We start from the raw sequence: 19,851 nt of genomic DNA, 5'->3' as shown, positions 1-19,851 counted from the left end.
GTACGTGGTCCCTTTAACACAACAGTTGCAACAAGAAGCGAAAAAACGATATTTACCTTTAGCACTATTTTGTCAAAGTCTGCTATATTCGTTTTTAACTTTGTAGGAGTCTTCCTACAGTGCAAACTTTCACATTGTCCCATCATGAAGATCGCTGTTCTGGAGCAAGACCGCCCGCAAGCCGACCTGATTTGCCAGGTCCTCAGTGCTGCCGGCCACAACTGCCAATCGTTTGACAGCGCCCGCGATCTGCTCGCGCAACTGCGCAAGGATAGCGCCGACATGCTCGTGATGGACTGGAACGTTCCGGATATGGATGGCGCCGAAGTGCTGCGCCGCGCCAAGGAAAAGCTGGCGTCACAGGCGCCGGCGATGTTCTTGGTCGGCAACAACGCAGAAGACGACATCATTGCCGGCGTCAACGCTGGCGCCGACGATTACCTGATCAAGCCGCTGCGCCGCGGCGAACTGGTCTCGCGTGTGTCGGCCCTGCTGCGCCGCGCCTACCCATCGCAAAACAGTGCCGAACAGCTGCAGTTCGGCCCGTACACCTTCGAAACCCGCCCGGGCCGCCTGCTCAAGGATGGTTCCGTCATCGACGTGACGCAGAAGGAATTTTCGCTGGCGCTGCTGTTCTTCCGTAACATCGGTCGGCCGCTGTCGCGTGCCTACATCCACGAGTCAGTCTGGGTCCGCGAGAATGACGTGCCGTCGCGCACGATGGACACGCACGTGTCACGGGTGCGCAATAAACTGCATCTGCGCCCCGAGAATGGCTTTCGGCTGGTGCCGGTCTACAGCTATGGTTACCGCCTGGAAAAACTGGGCGCCTGACCCGGCTTCTGAAGCCGCTTCCCCATGAGGGTATAATGACCGCAGTCATTCACCCTCTACCCTCCCCAGAATGCAACTCCTCGCCGTTGGCCTGAACCATACGACCGCACCGGTCTCGCTGCGCGAGCAGCTGGCGCTCGCCCCCGATCAGATCGGCACGGCGGTGCAGTCGGCGCGCGGCTGGTTCGCGCGCAATGGTTCTACGGGCAATGAAGAAGCGGCAATCCTGTCGACCTGCAACCGCAGCGAACTGTATGCGGCCACCAGCCTGCCCGACCCGCTCGACGCGTCGGCGCAATTTCTGGCCCATTACCACGCGCTGAACTACGCCGAGCTGCGCCCCCACCTGTACCTGCTGCCGCAGGACGACGCCGTACGCCACGCGTTTCGCGTCGCCTCGGGGCTCGATTCGATGGTGCTGGGCGAGCCGCAGATCCTGGGCCAGATGAAGGATGCCGTGCGCACCGCCGACGAAGCCGGCGGCCTGGGCACGTATCTGCACCAGATGTTCCAGCGCACCTTCGCCGTGGCCAAGGAAGTGCGTTCGAGTACCGAGATCGGCGCGCACAGCGTGTCGATGGCCGCCGCCGCCGTGCGCCTGGCGCACCGCATCTTCGACCGCATCGCCGACCAGCACGTGCTGTTCATCGGTGCCGGCGAGATGATCGAACTGTGCGCGGCGCACTTCTCGGCGCAGAACCCGAAATCGGTCACCATCGCCAACCGCAGCATGGAGCGCGGCGCGCTGCTCGCCAGCCGCTACAACGGGCGTGCGATCGGCCTGGCCGAGCTGCCCGACTGCCTGCACCAATTTGACATCGTGATTTCGTGCACTGCCTCGACGCTGCCGCTGATCGGACTGGGCATGGTCGAGCGGGCCGTCAAGGCGCGCCGCCATCGCCCGATGTTCATGGTCGACCTGGCCGTGCCGCGCGATATCGAACCCGAAGTCGCGCGCCTGGACGACGTGTTCCTGTACACGGTCGACGACCTGGCGCAGGTGGTGCAGACCGGCATGGAAAGCCGCCAGGCCGCCGTGCGCCAGGCCGAAGCCATCATCGAAACGCGCGTCGAATCGTTCATGCACTGGGTGGGAGACCGCGCCGTGGTGCCGGTGATCCGCGACCTGCACGAGTCGAGCGAGGTGCTGCGCCTGGCCGAACTCGAACGCGCACGTCGCATGCTGGCGCGCGGCGACGATGCCGATGCCGTGCTCGAAGCCCTGTCCCGGGGCCTGACCGCCAAGTTCCTGCATGGCCCGCAACAGGCCCTGCACCATGCCCAGGGCGACGAACGCGCGCGCCTGGCCAGCCTGCTGCCGCAGCTGTTCCGCGGTCGCCGTTAGCGCTCCAGTTCTCTGGCGGCCTGCCCGCCCGCGCCGTGCCTGGCGCCTCCTGCTGCAACCCGGTCGCAATCCGCGGCCTGCCCGATTCCTTAGATCCCTGATACCGCCCATGAAACCTTCCATGCTTTCCAAGCTGGACCAACTTGCCAACCGCCTGGTCGAGCTGGACGAACTGTTGATGACCGAAGGCGTCACCGCCGATATGGACAACTACCGCAAGATGACGCGCGAGCACGCCGAGCTCTCGCCGCTGGTGGCCGTATACCGCCAGTACGAAAGCGCGCTGGCCAATACCGCCGAAGCGCAAGAGATGCTGCAGGACCCGGAAATGAAGGAGTTCGCGCAGGAAGAAATCGAAGCGGCCAAGGTGCGCATGGCGGCGCTGGAGCAGGAACTGCAAAAGATGCTGCTGCCGAAGGACGCCAACGACGAACGCAATATCTTCCTCGAAATCCGCGCCGGCACGGGTGGCGACGAATCGGCGCTGTTCGCGGGCGATTTGCTCCGCATGTACACGCGCTTTGCCGAACGCAATCGCTGGCAGGTCGAGATGGTGTCCGAGTCGACCTCGGACCTGGGCGGCTACCGCGAGGTGATCGTGCGCATCGTCGGCAACGGCGCCTATTCGAAGCTGAAGTTCGAGTCGGGCGGGCACCGCGTGCAGCGCGTGCCGGCCACCGAGACGCAGGGCCGCATCCACACGTCGGCCTGCACGGTGGCGGTGATGCCCGAGGCCGACGAAGTCGAAGACATCGACATCAACCCGGCCGACCTGCGCATCGACACCTACCGCGCCTCGGGCGCCGGCGGTCAGCACATCAACAAGACCGATTCGGCCGTGCGCATCACCCACCTGCCGACCGGTCTGGTGGTGGAATGCCAGGATGACCGCAGCCAGCACAAGAACAAGGCGCAGGCCATGAAGGTGCTGGCCGCGCGCCTGAAGGACGCCCAACTGCGCGAGCAGCAATCGAAGGAAGCGGCCACGCGCAAGAGCCTGATCGGTTCGGGCGACCGCAGCGAACGCATCCGCACTTATAACTTCCCGCAGGGTCGGCTGACCGACCACCGCATCAACCTGACGCTGTACAAGCTCGACTTCATCATGGATGGCGACTTGACCGATCTGACCAATGCACTGGCGTCGGAGCACCAGGCCGAGCAACTGGCGGCGCTGGGCGATTAAAGGCCCGTTAAGTTGCCTGATTGAAAATGGCTGGCGGCTGGCCAGAAGGTTTGTGAGAAAATGGCCGCTACCGTGCCCACGCCATTCCATGGTCAGCTCTGGCACGTCGTTCCCGCGAAGGCGGGAATCCAAGTCGGTTGAGCCGCCACTGGGAACAACGGCAGTGGCCAGGCATGCATACTTGGGTTCCCGCCTGTGCGGGAACGACGTTCATCCGCTGACGAGTTAATGGCAGCAACCGTGCTACCACGCCGAGAAAACCACCGATCATGCAACCTACCAACCGCCAGGCCCTGTTCATCATCTCCTTCATCAGTTTTGCACTGGTCGGCTTTGCCCTCTATCTGCAACACAGCCTGGAAATGCGGCCTTGCCCGCTGTGCGTGATCCAGCGGTATTTCTTCCTGGGCATCGGCCTGGCCGCGCTCGTCGGCGCCTTCACCGGCAAGATCAGCGGCAGCGTCATGGTCGCGCTCCTGGCTGCCGTCGGCGGCCTGATCACGGTCGGCAAGCACCTGTATGTGATCGCCAACCCCGGTTTCTCGTGCGGCATCGATCCGATGGAAACCATGCTCAACAAGATCCCGACGGCCGAATACCTGCCGTGGCTGTTCCGCGCCGATGGCCTGTGCGAAGGTGCGACCGACAAGGTGCTGGGCCTGGCCATTCCGCAATGGTCGGCTGTCTGGTTCGTGATCCTCACCGTGCTGCTGGGCTGGGTGCTGTTGCGCCAGCGCCGCGCCAACGCATGATCGAGGCTGGCGTCACCCTGGCCCAGGCGCGCCTGGCGCTGCCGCTCGATGCGCTTGAAAACCGCATCCTCCTGTGCCATGCATTGCACCTGCCGCGCGTGGCGCTGATCACGCAATCCGAGCGCGAGCTGACCCTTGAAGAAGCAGTGCGGCTCAATGGCCTCGTCGAACGCCGCCTGGCTGGCGAACCGATCGCCTATATCGTCGGCGAGCGCGAATTCTTCGGCCTGCCGTTCAAGGTCACACCGGCCGTGCTGATCCCCCGGCCCGACACCGAACTGCTGGTCGAACTCGCCCTCGAGCGCCTGGCGCCGCAGCAGCGCCTGCTCGACATGGGCACCGGCAGCGGCGCCATTGCGGTCGCGGCTGCCCACACCCGGCCCGACCTGGCCGTCACCGCCCTGGACGTCAGCGACGACGCGCTCGCCATTGCGCGCATGAACGCCGCTGCCAACGGCGCGCGCGTGCACTTCGTGCGCAGTGACTGGTTTGCAGGGCTGGGCGATGCGCGTTTCGATTTAATTGCCTCGAATCCCCCTTACATCGTGGCCGGCGACGCGCATCTGAGCGAAGGCGATCTGCGCTTCGAACCGGTGGATGCACTGACCGACCATGCCGACGGCCTGTCCGACCTGCGCCAGATCGTCGATGGCGCCGGCGCGCATCTGGACGCCGGCGGCTGGCTGCTGCTCGAACACGGCTACGACCAGGCCGGCGCCGTGCGCGCACTGCTGACGGCGCGCGGCTACGGCGACGTGCAAAGCTGGCGCGACCTGGCCGGCATCGAACGCGTCAGCGGTGGCCGGCGCGGCGCGTAAGGCGCGCCCGCCCGCAGATGGACTTGTTAAAATGACCAGTCCCGTCAACGGAGAGCGCATGCGCATCCTGTTTACCTCACTTGCTTTGCTGGTGCCGCCGGTCTGCGCCGTCGCGGCCGCGCCTGCTGTTCCTCCCGTCGCTGCTCTCGTCGCTGCTCCCATCGCCGTGCAGCCGGCCACCCCGACCGAAACACCGGCAGCGCAAGCGGCCCAGCTGTTCGAGCGCGACTGGCAGTGGCAACTGCGCCGCGCGCCCGAACGCGCCACGGCCCTGGGTGAGCACCGCTACAACGCCTATCTGACCGACACCTCGCTGGCTGCGCGCACGCAGGCGATCGAGCACGAGCGCGCCATGCTGGCTGCGGCGCGCGCGATCGATCGCAGCGCACTGTCGGGCCAGGACAAGCTGTCGCTCGACCTGTTCAGCGCCGACAAGGAGCGCATGCTGGCCGGCGCCGCCTTGATGCCGTTCGATCCGCAACCGCTCACCGCCTACGACGGCCTGCACGTGCAACTGCCGCGCCTCGTGGCGCAGATGCCGTTCATGACCGACGCCGACTACCAAACGTATCTGGCGCGCCTGCAGGCACTGCCGGCCCACGTCGACGGTCTGATCGAGCAGCTGCGCGCCGGTCGCCAGGCCGGCTGGACCACGCCAAAGGCGGCGCTGGCACCGGTGCCGGATGCCTTGCGCGCGCTGCGCGAAGGCTTGCAGGATGGCCCGCTGGGCGCGCCGTTCAAGCGCATCCCCGCATCGATCGCGCCCGAGAGCCGCGACGCATTGCGCGCCGCCGGCGCGGCTGCGCTGGCCAATACCGTGGCGCCCAGCCTCCGCACGCTCGAAACATTCCTGCGCGAGGATTATCTGCCGGGCGCGCGCGCAACGATCGGCGCAAGCCAGCAAGCGGGTGGCGCCGACTGGTACGCCCAGCTGGTACGCACCAGCACCAGTACAGCGCTCACGCCGGCCCAGGTGCATGCGCTGGGCCGGCAGGAAGTCGCGCGCCTGCGCGCCGCGATCGAGGCCGTGATTCCGCGCACCGGTTTTCGCGGCGGCTTTGCGGAATTCATCGTGTTCGCGCGGAGCGACCGGCGCCTGTATTTCACGGACCCGAACGCCCTGCTCGACCGCTACCGGCGCACGTTGGCGCTGGCCCAGGCGCGCCTGGGCCGCGTAGTCAGCAGCGTGCCGGCGGCCGGCATCGTCGTCAAGCCGATGGGCGCAAACAGCAGCGGCCAGCCGGCGGCGTATTACGAAGCCGGCAGCGCGCAGCGCAGCGCCGCGCTGGTGGTCGACAATGTGCGCCTGGACGCGCGGCCGATGTGGCAGGTCGACACCATCGCGCTGCACGAAGCGGTGCCCGGCCACCACCTGCAGGTGGCGCGCGCGCAGGAACTGGCGCTGCCGGCGTTTCGCCGTTACGGCTGGTACGACGCGTTCGGCGAAGGCTGGGCCACCTACGCCGAAGGCCTGGGTCCGGAGCTGGGCCTGTTCAAGGACCCGTTCTCGCTGTTCGGGCACCTGAACGAAGAGATGTTCCGCGCTGCGCGGCTGGTGGTCGATACCGGTATCCACACGCTGGGCTGGTCACGCCAGCAGGCGATCGATTACCTGACCGCGAATACGGCCAATCCGCCGGCGGACAACGAGGCGGAGGTCGATCGCTATATCGCCCGCCCGGCGCAGGCGCTGAGCTACAAGATCGGCCAGCTGCGCATCCTGGCGCTGCGCAACAAGGCGCGCGCGGCGCTGGGCGCCAGGTTCGATGCGCGGCGTTTTCATGATGCGGTGCTGGGCAACGGTGCGCTGCCATTGAACGAACTGGAACGCCAGGTCGAGCGCTGGATCGCGGCCCCGGACACGCCAGTCTCAGCGCCCACGCTGGAAACTGCGCCGGACGACGCGTTCAATGCCGAATTCGAATCGGTTGTCCCGGTGCTTGAACCGGTGTTCGAATTCGACTTCACGTTCGACGGCGAAGTCCCGCCCGGTCTCGAACCCGGCCCGGCGCCCGATTTCGTACCGCCTGCCAGACCGGCGCCACCACCCGCCGCGCCGTCGTACCGGGCGCCGCCCTGGCGCGAATGATGAGCGCTCGAACGTGGAGTCCGATTTTCGGTTAATCTCTGCACCAGCCGAAACAGGCAGTATAAGAAAGGAAACACCGTGTCGAACCAATTCAACCGCCGTCTGGCCCTGCTGGGCGACGACGAACACCGCGCCTTGCTGGGCCAGGGCCTGCGCGGCATCGAGCGCGAAACGCTGCGCGTGGACGCTGCCGGCCAGCTCGCGCGCACCCCGCATCCGCCTGCCCTCGGTTCGGCACTGACGCACCCCAGCATCACCACCGACTACGCCGAAGCACTGATGGAATTCATCACCCCGGTCGAGCACGATATCTCGCTGGCGCTGCACCGTCTCGATGCGATCCACCGCCATGCCTACACCAAGCTGGGCGACGACATGCTGTGGGGCATGTCGATGCCGGGCGAACTGCCGCCCGAAGAAGAGATCGAGATCGCCTACTACGGCACCTCGAATATCGGCCAACTGAAGCACGTGTACCGGCGCGGCCTGGCGCTGCGCTATGGCAAGGCGATGCAGTGCATCGCAGGCATTCACTACAATTACTCGCTGCCGGAAAAGCTGTGGCAGGTGTTTGCCCAGGACGAAGGCATCGTCGAAGAACGCCGTCATGCGCTGCGCGATTTCCAGTCCGAGAGCTATATCGCGATGGTGCGCAACTTCCGCCGCTATTCGTGGCTGCTGATGTACCTGTTCGGCGCCACGCCGGCGCTGACCACGAGCTTCCTGCGCGGCCGCCCGCACGCGCTCGAAACGCTGTCCGATGACACGCTGTACCTGCCGTACGCGACCAGCCTGCGCATGAGCGACCTCGGTTACCAGAACGATGCGCAGTCGGGCCTGCGCCCGCACGAAAACAGCCTGGAAAGCTACGTCACCAGCCTGATGGACGCGGTCAATCGCCCCTATCCGCCGTACCAGGAACTGGGCACCAAGAAAGACGGCGAGTGGATCCAGCTGTCGACCAATGTGCTGCAGATCGAGAACGAGTACTACTCGACGATTCGCCCCAAGCGCGTGATCCGCACCGGCGAGCGTCCGGTGCAGGCCCTGTGCAACCGCGGCGTGCAGTACATCGAGGTGCGCTGCATGGACGTCGATCCGTACGAGCCGGTCGGCATCTCGCTCGAAACAGGCCGCTTCCTGGACGCGTTCCTGCTGTTCTGCGCCCTCGAAGAAAGCCCTATGATCAGCGACCATGACAGCGCCATGCACGCCCGCAATTTCGCGCGCACGGTCAAGGAAGGCCGCCGGCCCGGCCTGACGCTCACGCGCGATGGCCTGGAAGTACCGCTTGCGACCTGGGCGCTCGAGCTGATCGAGCGCATCCGGCCCGTGGCGGCATTGCTGGACGACGGGCACAACGAAGGCGACGTGCACACCGCCTCACTGGGCCGTCAGAAAGCCAAGATCGAAGATCCGGCGCTGACGCCGTCGGCGCGCGTACTGGACGAGATCCGCGCGCTCGGCTCGGCCGCGGCATTCGGCGTGCAGCAAAGCACGCTGCACGCAGCGTCGTTCCGCGACAGCCCGTTGATGCCGGCCGAAGAAATGCTGTTCGATGAAATGGCCGCCGTCTCGATCGCCGACCAGATGATCATCGAGCAAACCGATACCGGCGACTTCGACGCCTTCGTCGCGGCGTACAACAGCAGTACACTGTGCGGCAATAACTGAGGCAGCAGCGCCCGCCTCACCTGCCTCACCTGCACCAACGCACGAGGACCACTTGCTCACGTTTTATAACGAACACCATGCCCAGCATGATGGCCGCGCCGCAATCGGGCGCGGCGAGCTGGCGCCGTGTTCTGAAAAACCCGAGCGTGTGGCGATGGTGTTGAAAGAGTGCGAGCGGCGCGGCCTGGGCGCCATCGTCACGCCGCACGGCGTGCCCCTGATGACGCTCGAGCGCGTGCACAGCCCGCGCTACCTGCACTTTTTGCGCACGGCCTGGAGCGAGTGGCTCGCGCTCGATCCAGCCAACGCCGGCAAGGATGCCTTTCCGGCCGTGTGGCCGGTGCGCACGCTGCGCAGCGACATCGAACCCGAGAACTTCTGCGCCCGCCTGGGCCTGTACTCGATGGATTGCGGCACGCCGCTCACCGCCGGCACCTGGATCGCGGCCAAGACGGGTGCCGACTGCGCCGTCAATGCCGCCCACGCCTTGCAACGCGGCGAGCGCGGCACCTTTGCGCTGACGCGCCCGCCCGGTCACCACGCCGGCAGCGATTTCTTTGGTGGTTCGTGCTTTCTGAACAACGCGGCGCTGGCGGCCCAGCATCTGCTGGACGACGGGCGCGAGCGCGTCGCCATCCTCGACCTTGATTACCACCACGGCAACGGCACCCAGAGCATCTTCTATGGCCGCAGCGATGTGCTGTTCATCTCGATCCACGCCGATCCGCGCGTCACGTACCCGTTCTACCTGGGCCACGCCGACGAAACCGGCAGCGGCGCAGGCACGGGCTACACGATGAACCTGCCGCTCGCACCGGGCAGCAGCAGCGCCACCTGGTTCGCGGCGCTCGAAACGGCGTGCGTGAAGATCGCGATGACGCGTCCGCAGGCGCTCGTGGTCTCGCTGGGCGTCGACACCTTCGCCCATGGCAACGAGCCGCGCTTCAACCTGCAGGGCGGCGACTTCCTGCGCATCGGCGAGCGCATCGCGCACCTGGGTTTGCCAACCGTGTTCATTTTCGAAGGCGGCGCCATCAGTCCGGAGCTGGGCATCCATACCGTCAACGTGCTCGAAGGCTTCGAGACCGCCGCTGAATAGCACACTCCCGTCCCATTTTTTCATTGACCCGTATCTGCCCATGACCTCCCCCAGCACCATCGACTGGCACTTCTCCCGCTTCGCCGACCTGACCCCGTTCGACCTGTATGACGTGCTGGCCGCGCGCCAGAACGTCTTCATCCTGGAGCAGACGTGCCTGTATCCGGACATCGACGGCTATGACCTCGAGGCACATCACCTGCTCGGCTGGCGCGACGTGGAGGGCAAGCGCCAGCTGGCCGCCTACCTGCGCGTGCTGGCGCCGGGCGCGAAATACGACGAGATGTCGATTGGCCGCGTCATCACCACGCCGGCCGCACGTGGCAGCGGCGCCGGCCGCGCGCTGCTCGACCAAGGCATCGCCCATGCCGAAGCGCTGCACCCGGGCCACCGCATCCGTATCGGCGCCCAGCAATACCTGGAGCGCTTCTATGCGAGCTTCGGCTTCCAGACGGTGTCGGCGCCGTACGACGAAGACGGGATCATGCACATCGACATGCTGCGCTAGGTGCTTTTATACGTGTCAGGATGCCGCCACCCGGCCGGCGCCAAGCAGGATGACCGCGCCGGCCAGCAGCAGCCAGGCGGGTGGTTCGTGGTGTCCCATGGGCTTGGTGGTGGCAACCAAGCAGGCAGACGCCACCAGGGCCGGTGCGGGCATGGCGGCGCCAGATGAGGGCAGAACAAGGAATGGTAACGCGCCGAGGATCGGCAGGAAAGGCGGCATGGCGGGCTCGTGGCGGCAAAGTCCCGAGCATCGCCGATGGACAAACGCTGACCCGTGCGTCGGATCAGCCGTGCGCGCCGCCGCTGGTGTGGATGCCACACAGACGATGACCAGGGCACGGCCAGCCAACAAACCAGGTAGGGTGGACGGGTTTGCCGTCCACGCGTTCAACCTGCGTGGCTTACTCGACCTTGTTCAGCGTCACTTCAAACACCAGGCCCGCATTCGACGGGATCGGTCCGCGGCCGGCCGCGCCGTAGGCCAGTGCCGCCGGGATCAGGAGCGTGCGCTTGCCGCCGACCTTCATGCCCGTTACGCCCTGGTCGAAGCCGGTGATCGTATCGCGGCTGCCCACGGTGAACGCAAATTCGCTGGCTTCCTGGCGCGTGCCCTTGAAGTCGCTCGCGGTCGCGCTGTACAACCACAGCGTATAGGCAACGGTGGCGCGCTTGCCGGCGACGGCTTCGGCGCCGGTGCCAACGACGTTGTCAGTCTTGGTCAGGGCAGCAGGGCTGCTCACGGCCGGCTGGGCGGGCGAATCATCGCTGCCACCGCCGCAGGCGCTCAGGGCGAGCATGGCGGCAAAGGCGGCGATCAGGGGGAGCTTCATCATGGGACATCCTTGACTGAAAAATTACACGAAGTAGGTACGAGGAACCGGGTATTACGAAACCTCGTACCTTATCGAATCAGCCACATGAAACTGTCCCGACTTTGTCTGAAAATTGTAGTTAAGCAAATTTCCGTCTATCAAATTTCAATTTGCGTGCCCAGCTCGATCACGCGGTTGGTCCGGATCTGATAGTAGTCGGCCGCGCTGCGGGCGTTGCGCGACATCGCCACGTACAGGTGCTCGCGCCATGGCGCCATGCCGCCGCCCGGGGCCGAGATCACGGTCTGGCGCGCGATGAAGAACGACGTTTCCATCATTTCGAATTCCAGACCCAGTGCGGCGCTGCGCTGCAGGATGTCCGGAATATCGGCCTCGTCCTTGAAGCCGTAATGGATGTTGAGCTGGTAGCAATTGTGGCCCAGGTCATTGATGACGATCTGTTCGTCCGCCGGCACCCACGGCTCTTCGCGCATGTGCACGGTGAGGAACACGACGCGCTCGTGCAGCACCTTGTTGTGCGACAGGTTGTGCAGCATCGCGTGCGGCACGCCATCGCTCTCGCCGCGCAGGAAGATGGCCGTGCCGGGCACGCGCGTCGGCGGGGCCACGAACAGCGACTCCATGAACGCTTCCAGCGGGATCGCGTGCTTCTGCAGGTTCGCGAACACCAGCTCGCGGCCCCGTTTCCAGGTCAGCATCAGGGTCAGCAGCACGGCGCCCATCAGCAGCGGGAACCAGCCGCCGTGGAACAGTTTGGTCGTAGTGGCGGCGAACAGCATGATGTCGATCGTCAGGAAGAAGCCGGTCGCCATCAAGCACATCCACAGCGGCAAGTGCCAGCGGTAGCGCGTGACGAAGAACGTCAGGATCGTCGTGGCCATCATGGTGGCGGTTACCGCGATGCCGTAGGCGCCGGCCAGTTCGTCGGATGAACCAAAGCCGATCACGGCGATCAGCACGACCACCAGTTGCAGCCAGTTGACGGCCGGAATATAGATCTGGCCGATCTCGCTTTCCGACGTGTGCATGATGCGCATGCGCGGCAACAGCCCCAGCGCAATGGCTTGCTTGGTCATCGAATAGGTGCCCGAGATCGTTGCCTGCGAAGCGATCACGGCAGCCATCGTCGACAGGATCACCAGCGGAATCACGCTCCACGCGCCGAGCTGGTAATAGAACGGGTTTTCCACCGCGGCCGGCTGCATGATCAACAGGCCGCCCTGGCCCAGGTAGTTCAGGGTCAGCGCCGGATACGCGATCAGGAACCAGGCCCAGCGGATCGGCTTGGCGCCGAAGTGGCCCATGTCGGCATACAGTGCCTCGGCGCCGGTGATGGCCAGCACCACCGCGCCCAGCGCAATAAATGCCAGCATTTTATTTTCCAGCATGAAGCGCAGTGCATGCCACGGATTGAGCGCATTCAAAATCACCGGTGCTTCGATGATATTGACGATGCCCATTGCGGCCAGCACCAGGAACCAGACCGCCATCACCGGGCCGAAGAAGCGGCCGATGCCGGCCGTGCCATGACGCTGCACGCTGTACAGGGCCACCAGCACCACCACCGCCAGCGGCACGACGTATTGCGACATGCCGGGCGCGGCCACCTCGATCCCTTCGATGGCGCCCAGCACCGAGATCGCCGGCGTGATCACGCTGTCGCCATAGAACATCGTGGCGCCGATGACGCCAATGGCCAGCAGCGGGAAACTCCACTTGGACGTACGCGGTATCGAACTGGTGGCCAGCGCCATCAGGGCCATGATGCCGCCCTCGCCGCGATTGTGCGCGCGCAGCACCAGGATCACGTACTTGAGCGAGACAATCAGCGTCAGTGCCCAGAAAATCAGCGAAATGATGCCGAGGATATTCGGCGTATTGAGCGGCAGGCCGTGGTCTTCGTCGAACACCGCACGCAGCGTGTACAGGGGGCTCGTGCCAATGTCGCCATAGACGATCCCGACCGCTGCCAGGGTAAGGGCCGCCAGGCTGCTTTTCTTGTTATCTGAGGTCAAGAGTCACCATCGCTGTTGTATTGGTGCGGCGCACCAAAAAATGAAGTGGTTGGAATTGCAAGAAGAATCGGTTGTGCATCATACACCTGTGTAAAACCGGTGGCGCGCCAGCAGCGTGCCAGGTATTCAGTGATAATGTCGGCCCTGCAACCTCGCCTCCCCTCCCCATGCGTTCCGGCATCATTTACGCGGCCCTGGCCTTCTTCTGCTGGGGCCTGTTCCCCATTTATTTCCACGCCCTGGGCGAGGTGCCGCCGCTGCAGATCCTGGCGCACCGCATGCTGTGGTCACTTGCCTTCCTGCTGGTGCTGCTGTTGCTGCGGCGCGACTGGAAATGGCTGCAGGTCGTGCGCCAACCGCGCGTGTTCTTCAGTTTCGTGCTGTCCGCCCTGCTGCTCAGTGCCAATTGGCTCGTGTATATCTGGTCGGTGATGAACCACCATGTGATCGAGGCGAGCCTCGGCTATTTCATCAATCCGCTGGTCAATATCGTGCTGGGTTACCTGATCCTGAAGGAACGCATGCGCCCGCTGCAGTGGGCTGCCATCGGCGTGGCCGCGCTGGGCGTGGCCTGGCTGACCTGGCAAGCCGGCACGGTACCGTGGATCGCGCTGTTCCTGGCGCTGTCGTTCGGTGGCTATGGCTTGCTGCGCAAGACGGCTGCGCTCGGTCCGCTCGAGGGATTGTCGTTCGAGACCATCGTGCTGTTTCCACTGGCGGCCGGCTACGTGATCTGGCTGACGGTGCACGGCCAGAACGTGTTCATCAACACGGCGTCGGACACCACGCGCTGGCTGTTGATCATGGCCGGCCCGCTCACGGCGATCCCGCTGCTGCTGTTTGCCACCGGTGCGCGCAAGATCCCGCTGTCGATCCTGGGCCTGCTGCAATACCTGTCGCCGACGCTGCAATTTTTGCTCGGGGTATGGTTGTTCAAGGAAGCGTTCTCGGCCGATCGCCTCGTCGGCTTCGTGCTGATCTGGAGCGCGCTGGCGCTGTTTGCCGGGGAAGGATTGCTGCGCCGGCAGCCCGTTGTCGCCAAGGCTTGAAGGGGCGTATCTGGGGCGCATGCGGGGCAGATTCGCCAAGAAAGACTGTGTCGGCTGCGGGTTCTGTCGTATCCTGTGCACCTCGAACAACACCAGAGTACAAGCATGGCCAATTACGTCTATACCATGAACCGCGTGGGCAAAATCGTCCCACCGAAACGCCAGATTCTGAAGGACATTTCCCTGTCCTTCTTCCCGGGCGCCAAAATCGGCGTGCTGGGCCTGAACGGCTCGGGCAAATCGACCCTGCTGAAAATCATGGCCGGCATCGACACCGACATCCAGGGCGAAGCCCGTCCGATGCCGGGCCTGAACATCGGCTACCTGCCGCAGGAACCGCAGCTCGACCCCGAAAAAACCGTCCGCCAGGAGGTGGAATCGGGCCTGGGCGAAGCGTTCGAAGCGCAAGCCAAGCTCGAAGCGGTGTACGCGGCCTACGCCGAAGAGGACGCCGATTTCGATGCGCTGGCCAAGGAGCAGGAACGCCTGGAAGCGATCATCTCGTCGTCCGATGGCGGCAACCTGAACCTGCAGCTGGAAATGGCCGCCGACGCGCTGCGCCTGCCGCCGTGGGATGCCAGGATCGCTGTGCTGTCGGGTGGTGAAAAGCGCCGCGTGGCGCTGTGCAAGCTGCTGCTCTCGAAGCCCGACATGCTGCTGCTCGACGAACCGACCAACCATCTGGACGCGGAATCGGTCGAGTGGCTCGAGCAATTCCTGCTGCGCTTCCCGGGCACTGTGGTCGGTATCACCCACGATCGCTACTTCCTCGATAATGCTGCTGAATGGATCCTGGAACTGGACCGCGGCAGCGGCATTCCATGGAAGGGCAATTACTCGTCGTGGCTGGACCAGAAGCAGGCGCGCCTGAAGCAGGAAGAATCGACCGAGTCGGCCCGTCAGAAAGCCCTGGCGAAAGAACTCGAATGGTCGCGCCAGAATCCAAAGGCACGCCAGGCCAAGTCGAAAGCCCGCCTCGCGCGCTTCAACGAACTGTCCGAGTACGAATACCAGCAGCGCAACGAGACGCAGGAGATCTTCATTCCCGTGGCCGAGCGCCTGGGCAATGAAGTCATCGAATTCAAGAACGTTTCGAAAGCCTTTGGCGACCGCCTCCTGATCGACAACCTGTCGTTCACCGTGCCGCCAGGCGCGATCGTCGGCATCATCGGCCCGAACGGCGCCGGTAAGTCGACACTGTTCAAGATGATCACCGGCAAAGAGCAGCCGGACAGCGGTGAAGTCAAGATCGGCCAGACCGCGCGCGTGTCGATCGTCGACCAGCACCGCGACGAACTGGCCAATGCCAAGACCGTGTTCGAGGACGTCTCGGGCGGCGCCGACATGCTCAGCGTCGGCCGCTTCGAAATGCCGTCACGTGCGTACCTGGGCCGTTTCAACTTCAAGGGCTCGGACCAGCAAAAGATCGTTGGCAACCTGTCCGGTGGTGAGCGCGGTCGCCTGCACCTGGCCAAGACGCTGCTGCAAGGCGGCAACGTGCTGCTGCTCGATGAACCGTCAAACGATCTGGACGTTGAAACCCTGCGCGCGCTGGAAGACGCCCTGCTCGAGTTCGCTGGTAGCGTGATGGTCATTTCCCACGATCGCTGGTTCCTGGATCGCATCGCGACCCACATCCTGGCGTTCGAGGGTGATTCCCAAGTGACCTTCTTTGACGGTAACTATCAGGAATACGAAGCCGACAAGAAGAAGCGCCTGGGTGAAGAAGGCGCCAAGCCGAAGCGGATTCGCTACAAGCCGCTCACGACCTGATCGCAGCGCTGACGATACAAACGCAAAAAGCCCGCCAATCGGCGGGCTTTTTATTGGCGGGTTCAAGTTGAGCTACCAGCACCCATGAAAAAAGGCCCCGAAGGGCCTTTTTTTTCAAACTACGTTCTGCTTAGAACGAGTATTTCGCACCGATGGTCAGTGCGTTTGGACGCACGCCGAAGTCACGGGTGCCGCCGAAACGCTCGTATTCAGCGATCACAGCCACGTCCTGGTTGATGTTGTACTGCACACCCAGGGCGCCGTAGGCGTTGTTGTCGCTGTCGCGACGGCTCAGCGACGAATTGATCGCCGACAGTTCGTTCACGTCATGCGACACGCCCAGCTTGGCGTAACCGACCAGCTTTTCGGTCAGCGGCGAGCTGAATTTTGCTGCGACGTAGGTCGAACGGCCATCGACCTGGCCACTGGCGTTGATGGCGCCCAGGCTGTAGTAGATGTCGGCGCTGCGGAAATCGGTGTGACCGACTTCAACTGCCCAGTTCGGGGTGAACTCGTAACCGCCGAACAGCTTGGCCGACGCCTTGATGGTGTCGATGTCAGCGCGGGTTGCGCCTGGAACGCGCGACTCATAGTCGGTAGCGACTGCACCGGCGCCGACGTAGGCGCGCGGGGTGAATTCTTGGGCCTGGACAGCCGACACAGCGGCGGTGGTGGCGAGCAGGGCGACGATCAGCTTTTTCATCTCTAAATTCCTCTTTTTGTTCATCTAGTTCGTGATTCACAATGAATCGCGATAGGGTCAAGATAACACTGTCGAAAGATCAAGTCCGTCGCGATTCCGTAAGAACTGTAAGAAAGTGTAACTAAATGACCCATTAGTAAGTAATATTTGCCATCCTTTAAGCGATATTACCGTGAACTTAGACGATGTTCCGGAAAGTTAGATTAATTCTGGGTTGTAACAATTTTGTCATCTTATTGATCCCATGCAACCAATATTGTTGCGTGTCGCCCGCCATCAGCAGCAGGCTGCCATCGCTCAGCGCAACCCGGACCGTTTGTTTCTTATGTTTGTGCTTCAGAATAAAGGTGCGTTCCTCGCCAAAACTGAGTGATGCGATCGCCGGTCGCGGGCCCAATTCGGGCTCATCGTCGCTGTGCATGCCCATGCTGTCACGCTCGTTGCGGTAATAATTCAGCAGGACGCTGTTGAAGGTGTGCCCTGTCGCAGCTTCGACGGCCTCGCGCAACATCGTGAGCAATGGTGTGAATGGCGTCGCCTGCAGGCGCAGGCCGGAATAGGCATAGGCTTTGTCGCCATACCAGGCACTCAGCCGGGGCTGGAGGTGCCGCTTGCCGTACACAACCACGGTTTCTTCGCGCCAGTCGGTGTCGGCCAACAGGCGCGCGAAGACGTCGGCATTGGAGCAGGGTAGTGGCAACTGGGCCATCCAGCCCAGTTCACCATCTTCGAGCGGCAGCGGGAGCAGGCCCGCTTGCGGTGCAAATAAATCCATCGACAATCACGCCAGGCATGGTGAAGGCCACCACGGCGTCATTCTCGCATGGCTTATGCGTAGGCTTCCGCCAGGCTCATGACGCGTGGCTCGATCTTGATGCCGACATTGCCAAACAAGGCATCGAGCGCCGCCAGATTGGCGCTGCACTCGTCCGTTTTCCAGCCCTTGAACAGGTCGGTGCCATCTTTCTGGAAATGCAGCTCCAGCACCTTGCCCCTGTCGCGGTGAATGTAATTTTGCTGATGGACGTTCTGGAAACCCAGCTCGGCCAGGCCGGCAAGCACGGTGTGTGGCGGATTGTCCGGATCGGTGGCCAGGAACACACCGAAGGTCTTGCCCGGCGGCTTGGCCGCGACATCCACTTCGTAGATCCCAGGCGCCTTGGTGGCGGTCGTACTTTTCAAAAACAGCATCACGGTGCTCCTGGCGCGCTAGTGACCCGCGAGATAGTTCGCAGATCGCTTTTCAGTTAATCAGTCTGCCAGCATATTTCCATATGGGAACTTTGTCGACCGAAGTTTTCGCTTTATCCGGTTTACCGCATCACCAGGCCGAAAACTGTGGCGCCAATCAACGCGGCGCTGGCCAGCATGCTCACGATGAAGCCGATTTCGCGCTTGGCCGGATCGCGGTAGTAACCCAGCGCATACAAAATCCGGCCCACGCACCACAGCAGGCCCCCGGCAGTCGCCCACCTGTCACCCAGGAACATGGCGCACAGCCACAGGGGTACGAGCACCAGCGGCAGCATTTCTAGCGTATTCATCTGAACACGGTGGGCGCGCAAAAAGCCTTCGGGACCGTCCATCGATGGGGCCGGCACCTTGAACTGGATGCGGGCGCGTGCAGCATTGCCCCAGGTCCAGAAATAGACACCGAGAACGGCGAGCGTGGCCCAGGCGGTAAATAACATGGTGTTCCTTGTGATTGGCGTGAATGAAAAGGTCTTGGCGGCTCAGTTGCCACCATGCTTGCGCCGCGCCAGGTCGGTCGTGGGCGGCACCAGCGCGCCGTACAGGCGGCCCGTGGCGTCGTCCCAGTCCAGCAATGCCTGTTCTTGCCGCGCCACGGTAGCAAGGTCGCCACGCGCGACAGGGCCGCTGAGCGCTGCAGCAGGCCCGAGGCGAAACACATTGGCCAGCGTCTCGGTGGCCAGCGGTTGCGCCAGTTCGCGCGCCACCGCTTCGGGAATCCCGGCGGCCTGGTAGGCGCGCAGCGCCGCGTCGAGCACCGTGGTCAGGTAGTTCGACGCGAACACGGCCGCCGCGTGATAGACCGTCTTGGCCGCGCCGTCGATCGGCACGAGGCGCGCGCCGATGGTTTCGAATGCGGGGCCCAGCAGCGCCAGCGCCGCCGCGTCACCCTCGACGCCGCAGAAGGTGCCGGCGAATTCGCGCGCCACCTGCTGCGGGTCGGCAAAGCTGCGGATCGGGTGCACGCTGGCCACCAGTGCGCCGCCTGCACGCGCCGCCTGCAGCGCAGCCGACGTTTTCGCGCCGCTGCAGTGGAACACCACCGCGCCGGTCAGGTCGTGCGTCTGCGCCAGCTGCGCGGCAACCGGCTCGATCTGATCGTCACTCACCGCCAGCAACCAGACTTGCGCCGGGCGCAGCTGCGCAGCGTCGGTGCAGGCTTGGCCAGCGCCGATGAACGCCACCGCCGCCTGCGCGCTGGCGGGCGAACGGGTCAGCACATCCTGCAGCGCGAACGCGCCGCTGGCGGCGAACAGGCGCCCCAGCACGCGGCCGACATGGCCTGCGCCGACCAGATTCAGCGTCGGGGTCAGCGTCGGGGTCAGCATCGATATCACGTCAGAAACCGGCGCCGGGCTGGCTCAGGTAGTCGAGTTCTTCGGGCGTCGAGGCACGGCCCAGAATCGGATTGCGGTGCGGGAAGCGGCCGAAGCGCGCGATCACGCCGCGGTGGCGGTGCGCGTAGTCGAGCACTTCGTCGAAGCCCTCGTGGTCGGCGGCCAGCGCGGTGAACTGGTCGACCGCGAGCTGCTGCATGCCGGCGTCTTCGGCGTGCTCGAACGGCATGTAGACGAACTGGCGCTCGATGGGTGCCAGCGCCATGTGCTCGCCGGCGTCGACCATCTGGCGCGCCGCGCTCAATGCCAGCACATCGCCGGCAAACGATTCCGGCGCGCCGCGATACACATTGCGCGTGAACTGGTCGAGCACCAGGATGCGCGCCAGCACGCCGCGCGCGCCCTGCTCGTCCCACTCGCGCAGGCCGCCCGCGATCGCGTGCGTGATCGTTGTGCCGAAGCGTTCGCGGATCACGGCGTCGAACGCGGGATCCTTGCGGTACCACTCGGCGCGCGCCTTGCCATGGTCAGGATGGGAAGCTGGCAGGAACCAGAAATCGAGAACTTCTTGTGCGTCCATGAATAA

20 protein-coding genes are annotated in these 19,851 nt (G+C 64.1%); 11 read left to right on the top strand and 9 right to left on the bottom strand.

From position 1 onward, the window contains the following. The first annotated feature begins 144 nt into the window (after positions 1 to 144). From ACZ0AJ_RS20125 to ACZ0AJ_RS20085, 9 genes are all read left to right on the top strand, one after another. The gene (locus ACZ0AJ_RS20125; RefSeq protein WP_499456182.1) at positions 145 to 834 is read left to right on the top strand and encodes a response regulator transcription factor; all 690 of its coding nucleotides are present in this window, start codon (positions 145 to 147) and stop codon (positions 832 to 834) included. Between the two features lie 70 nt (positions 835 to 904). After that, positions 905 to 2,179 (top strand): glutamyl-tRNA reductase, encoded by a 1,275-nt coding sequence (gene hemA, locus ACZ0AJ_RS20120; protein ID WP_183554775.1) that lies wholly within the window; start codon positions 905 to 907, stop codon positions 2,177 to 2,179. A 109-nt stretch (positions 2,180 to 2,288) separates the two neighbouring features. Next, the gene (gene prfA, locus ACZ0AJ_RS20115; protein ID WP_499456180.1) at positions 2,289 to 3,365 is read left to right on the top strand and encodes a peptide chain release factor 1; all 1,077 of its coding nucleotides are present in this window, start codon (positions 2,289 to 2,291) and stop codon (positions 3,363 to 3,365) included. Between the two features lie 269 nt (positions 3,366 to 3,634). After that, positions 3,635 to 4,117: a disulfide bond formation protein B gene (locus ACZ0AJ_RS20110; RefSeq protein WP_499456179.1), complete on the top strand. Its 483-nt coding sequence runs from the start codon at positions 3,635 to 3,637 to the stop codon at positions 4,115 to 4,117. Beyond that, positions 4,114 to 4,935: a peptide chain release factor N(5)-glutamine methyltransferase gene (gene prmC / locus ACZ0AJ_RS20105; protein WP_499456177.1), complete on the top strand. Its 822-nt coding sequence runs from the start codon at positions 4,114 to 4,116 to the stop codon at positions 4,933 to 4,935. The genes ACZ0AJ_RS20110 and prmC overlap by 4 nt, the downstream gene beginning before the upstream one ends. A gap of 31 nt (positions 4,936 to 4,966) precedes the next feature. Further along, the gene (locus ACZ0AJ_RS20100; RefSeq protein ID WP_499456176.1) at positions 4,967 to 7,024 is read left to right on the top strand and encodes a DUF885 domain-containing protein; all 2,058 of its coding nucleotides are present in this window, start codon (positions 4,967 to 4,969) and stop codon (positions 7,022 to 7,024) included. A gap of 78 nt (positions 7,025 to 7,102) precedes the next feature. After that, on the top strand, positions 7,103 to 8,698 hold the full coding sequence (gene gshA / locus ACZ0AJ_RS20095) for a glutamate--cysteine ligase (protein ID WP_499456174.1): 1,596 nt from the start codon (positions 7,103 to 7,105) through the stop codon (positions 8,696 to 8,698). A gap of 52 nt (positions 8,699 to 8,750) precedes the next feature. Then, positions 8,751 to 9,797, top strand: a complete 1,047-nt coding sequence (locus ACZ0AJ_RS20090) for a histone deacetylase family protein (protein ID WP_499456173.1) — start codon at positions 8,751 to 8,753, stop codon at positions 9,795 to 9,797. 40 nt (positions 9,798 to 9,837) lie between these two features. Beyond that, positions 9,838 to 10,305, top strand: a complete 468-nt coding sequence (locus ACZ0AJ_RS20085; protein WP_499456172.1) for a GNAT family N-acetyltransferase — start codon at positions 9,838 to 9,840, stop codon at positions 10,303 to 10,305. A gap of 15 nt (positions 10,306 to 10,320) precedes the next feature. Here ACZ0AJ_RS20085 and ACZ0AJ_RS20080 read toward each other — a convergent pair whose 3' ends face one another. From ACZ0AJ_RS20080 to ACZ0AJ_RS20070, 3 genes are all read right to left on the bottom strand, one after another. Beyond that, positions 10,321 to 10,524 carry a hypothetical protein gene (locus tag ACZ0AJ_RS20080; protein WP_499456171.1) on the bottom strand — a complete coding sequence of 68 codons (204 nt, stop codon included), beginning with the start codon at positions 10,522 to 10,524 and terminating at the stop codon, positions 10,321 to 10,323. Positions 10,525 to 10,705: 181 nt separating this feature from the next. Next, on the bottom strand, positions 10,706 to 11,137 hold the full coding sequence (locus ACZ0AJ_RS20075) for an FKBP-type peptidyl-prolyl cis-trans isomerase (protein ID WP_332531799.1): 432 nt from the start codon (positions 11,135 to 11,137) through the stop codon (positions 10,706 to 10,708). Between the two features lie 137 nt (positions 11,138 to 11,274). After that, positions 11,275 to 13,152, bottom strand: a complete 1,878-nt coding sequence (locus ACZ0AJ_RS20070; RefSeq protein ID WP_499456169.1) for a potassium transporter Kup — start codon at positions 13,150 to 13,152, stop codon at positions 11,275 to 11,277. A gap of 167 nt (positions 13,153 to 13,319) precedes the next feature. On the opposite strand from ACZ0AJ_RS20070, the gene rarD reads away from it, so the two are divergent. Continuing rightward, positions 13,320 to 14,201 (top strand): EamA family transporter RarD, encoded by an 882-nt coding sequence (gene rarD, locus ACZ0AJ_RS20065; RefSeq protein ID WP_499456167.1) that lies wholly within the window; start codon positions 13,320 to 13,322, stop codon positions 14,199 to 14,201. A gap of 105 nt (positions 14,202 to 14,306) precedes the next feature. Next, positions 14,307 to 15,974: an energy-dependent translational throttle protein EttA gene (gene ettA, locus ACZ0AJ_RS20060; protein ID WP_499456166.1), complete on the top strand. Its 1,668-nt coding sequence runs from the start codon at positions 14,307 to 14,309 to the stop codon at positions 15,972 to 15,974. 130 nt (positions 15,975 to 16,104) lie between these two features. Here ettA and ACZ0AJ_RS20055 read toward each other — a convergent pair whose 3' ends face one another. The 6 genes from ACZ0AJ_RS20055 to ACZ0AJ_RS20030 form a co-directional block, all read right to left on the bottom strand. Next, complete coding sequence (locus ACZ0AJ_RS20055; protein WP_499456165.1) at positions 16,105 to 16,677, bottom strand: porin family protein; 573 nt, start codon at positions 16,675 to 16,677, stop codon at positions 16,105 to 16,107. Between the two features lie 178 nt (positions 16,678 to 16,855). After that, complete coding sequence (locus ACZ0AJ_RS20050; protein ID WP_499456164.1) at positions 16,856 to 17,452, bottom strand: alpha-ketoglutarate-dependent dioxygenase AlkB family protein; 597 nt, start codon at positions 17,450 to 17,452, stop codon at positions 16,856 to 16,858. Between the two features lie 53 nt (positions 17,453 to 17,505). Beyond that, complete coding sequence (locus ACZ0AJ_RS20045) at positions 17,506 to 17,868, bottom strand: hypothetical protein (protein WP_183554805.1); 363 nt, start codon at positions 17,866 to 17,868, stop codon at positions 17,506 to 17,508. A 122-nt stretch (positions 17,869 to 17,990) separates the two neighbouring features. Continuing rightward, positions 17,991 to 18,368 (bottom strand): MAPEG family protein, encoded by a 378-nt coding sequence (locus ACZ0AJ_RS20040; RefSeq protein WP_499456163.1) that lies wholly within the window; start codon positions 18,366 to 18,368, stop codon positions 17,991 to 17,993. A 42-nt stretch (positions 18,369 to 18,410) separates the two neighbouring features. After that, a complete protein-coding gene (locus ACZ0AJ_RS20035; RefSeq protein ID WP_499456162.1) occupies positions 18,411 to 19,256 on the bottom strand; it encodes a Rossmann-like and DUF2520 domain-containing protein in 846 nt (281 codons plus the stop codon). 10 nt (positions 19,257 to 19,266) lie between these two features. Continuing rightward, positions 19,267 to 19,845 carry a DUF924 family protein gene (locus ACZ0AJ_RS20030; protein ID WP_183554809.1) on the bottom strand — a complete coding sequence of 193 codons (579 nt, stop codon included), beginning with the start codon at positions 19,843 to 19,845 and terminating at the stop codon, positions 19,267 to 19,269. Positions 19,846 to 19,851 lie beyond the last annotated feature (6 nt).

This window comes from Telluria sp. AC161, from assembly GCF_979258535.1.
This window is presented reverse-complemented; position numbering and strand designations above follow the sequence as displayed.

Bases quoted from the DNA above. Each gene is read 5' to 3' on its own strand.
- ACZ0AJ_RS20125 (WP_499456182.1), top strand. From the start codon at position 145: ATGAAGATCGCTGTTCTGGAGCAAGACCGCCCGCAAGCCGACCTGATT.
- hemA (WP_183554775.1), top strand. From the start codon at position 905: ATGCAACTCCTCGCCGTTGGCCTGAACCATACGACCGCACCGGTCTCG.
- prfA (WP_499456180.1), top strand. From the start codon at position 2,289: ATGAAACCTTCCATGCTTTCCAAGCTGGACCAACTTGCCAACCGCCTG.
- ACZ0AJ_RS20110 (WP_499456179.1), top strand. From the start codon at position 3,635: ATGCAACCTACCAACCGCCAGGCCCTGTTCATCATCTCCTTCATCAGT.
- prmC (WP_499456177.1), top strand. From the start codon at position 4,114: ATGATCGAGGCTGGCGTCACCCTGGCCCAGGCGCGCCTGGCGCTGCCG.
- ACZ0AJ_RS20100 (WP_499456176.1), top strand. From the start codon at position 4,967: ATGACCAGTCCCGTCAACGGAGAGCGCATGCGCATCCTGTTTACCTCA.
- ACZ0AJ_RS20085 (WP_499456172.1), top strand. From the start codon at position 9,838: ATGACCTCCCCCAGCACCATCGACTGGCACTTCTCCCGCTTCGCCGAC.
- ACZ0AJ_RS20080 (WP_499456171.1), bottom strand. From the start codon at position 10,524: ATGCCGCCTTTCCTGCCGATCCTCGGCGCGTTACCATTCCTTGTTCTG.
- ACZ0AJ_RS20075 (WP_332531799.1), bottom strand. From the start codon at position 11,137: ATGATGAAGCTCCCCCTGATCGCCGCCTTTGCCGCCATGCTCGCCCTG.
- rarD (WP_499456167.1), top strand. From the start codon at position 13,320: ATGCGTTCCGGCATCATTTACGCGGCCCTGGCCTTCTTCTGCTGGGGC.
- ettA (WP_499456166.1), top strand. From the start codon at position 14,307: ATGGCCAATTACGTCTATACCATGAACCGCGTGGGCAAAATCGTCCCA.
- ACZ0AJ_RS20055 (WP_499456165.1), bottom strand. From the start codon at position 16,677: ATGAAAAAGCTGATCGTCGCCCTGCTCGCCACCACCGCCGCTGTGTCG.
- ACZ0AJ_RS20050 (WP_499456164.1), bottom strand. From the start codon at position 17,452: ATGGATTTATTTGCACCGCAAGCGGGCCTGCTCCCGCTGCCGCTCGAA.
- ACZ0AJ_RS20045 (WP_183554805.1), bottom strand. From the start codon at position 17,868: ATGCTGTTTTTGAAAAGTACGACCGCCACCAAGGCGCCTGGGATCTAC.
- ACZ0AJ_RS20040 (WP_499456163.1), bottom strand. From the start codon at position 18,368: ATGTTATTTACCGCCTGGGCCACGCTCGCCGTTCTCGGTGTCTATTTC.
- ACZ0AJ_RS20035 (WP_499456162.1), bottom strand. From the start codon at position 19,256: ATGCTGACCCCGACGCTGACCCCGACGCTGAATCTGGTCGGCGCAGGC.
- ACZ0AJ_RS20030 (WP_183554809.1), bottom strand. From the start codon at position 19,845: ATGGACGCACAAGAAGTTCTCGATTTCTGGTTCCTGCCAGCTTCCCAT.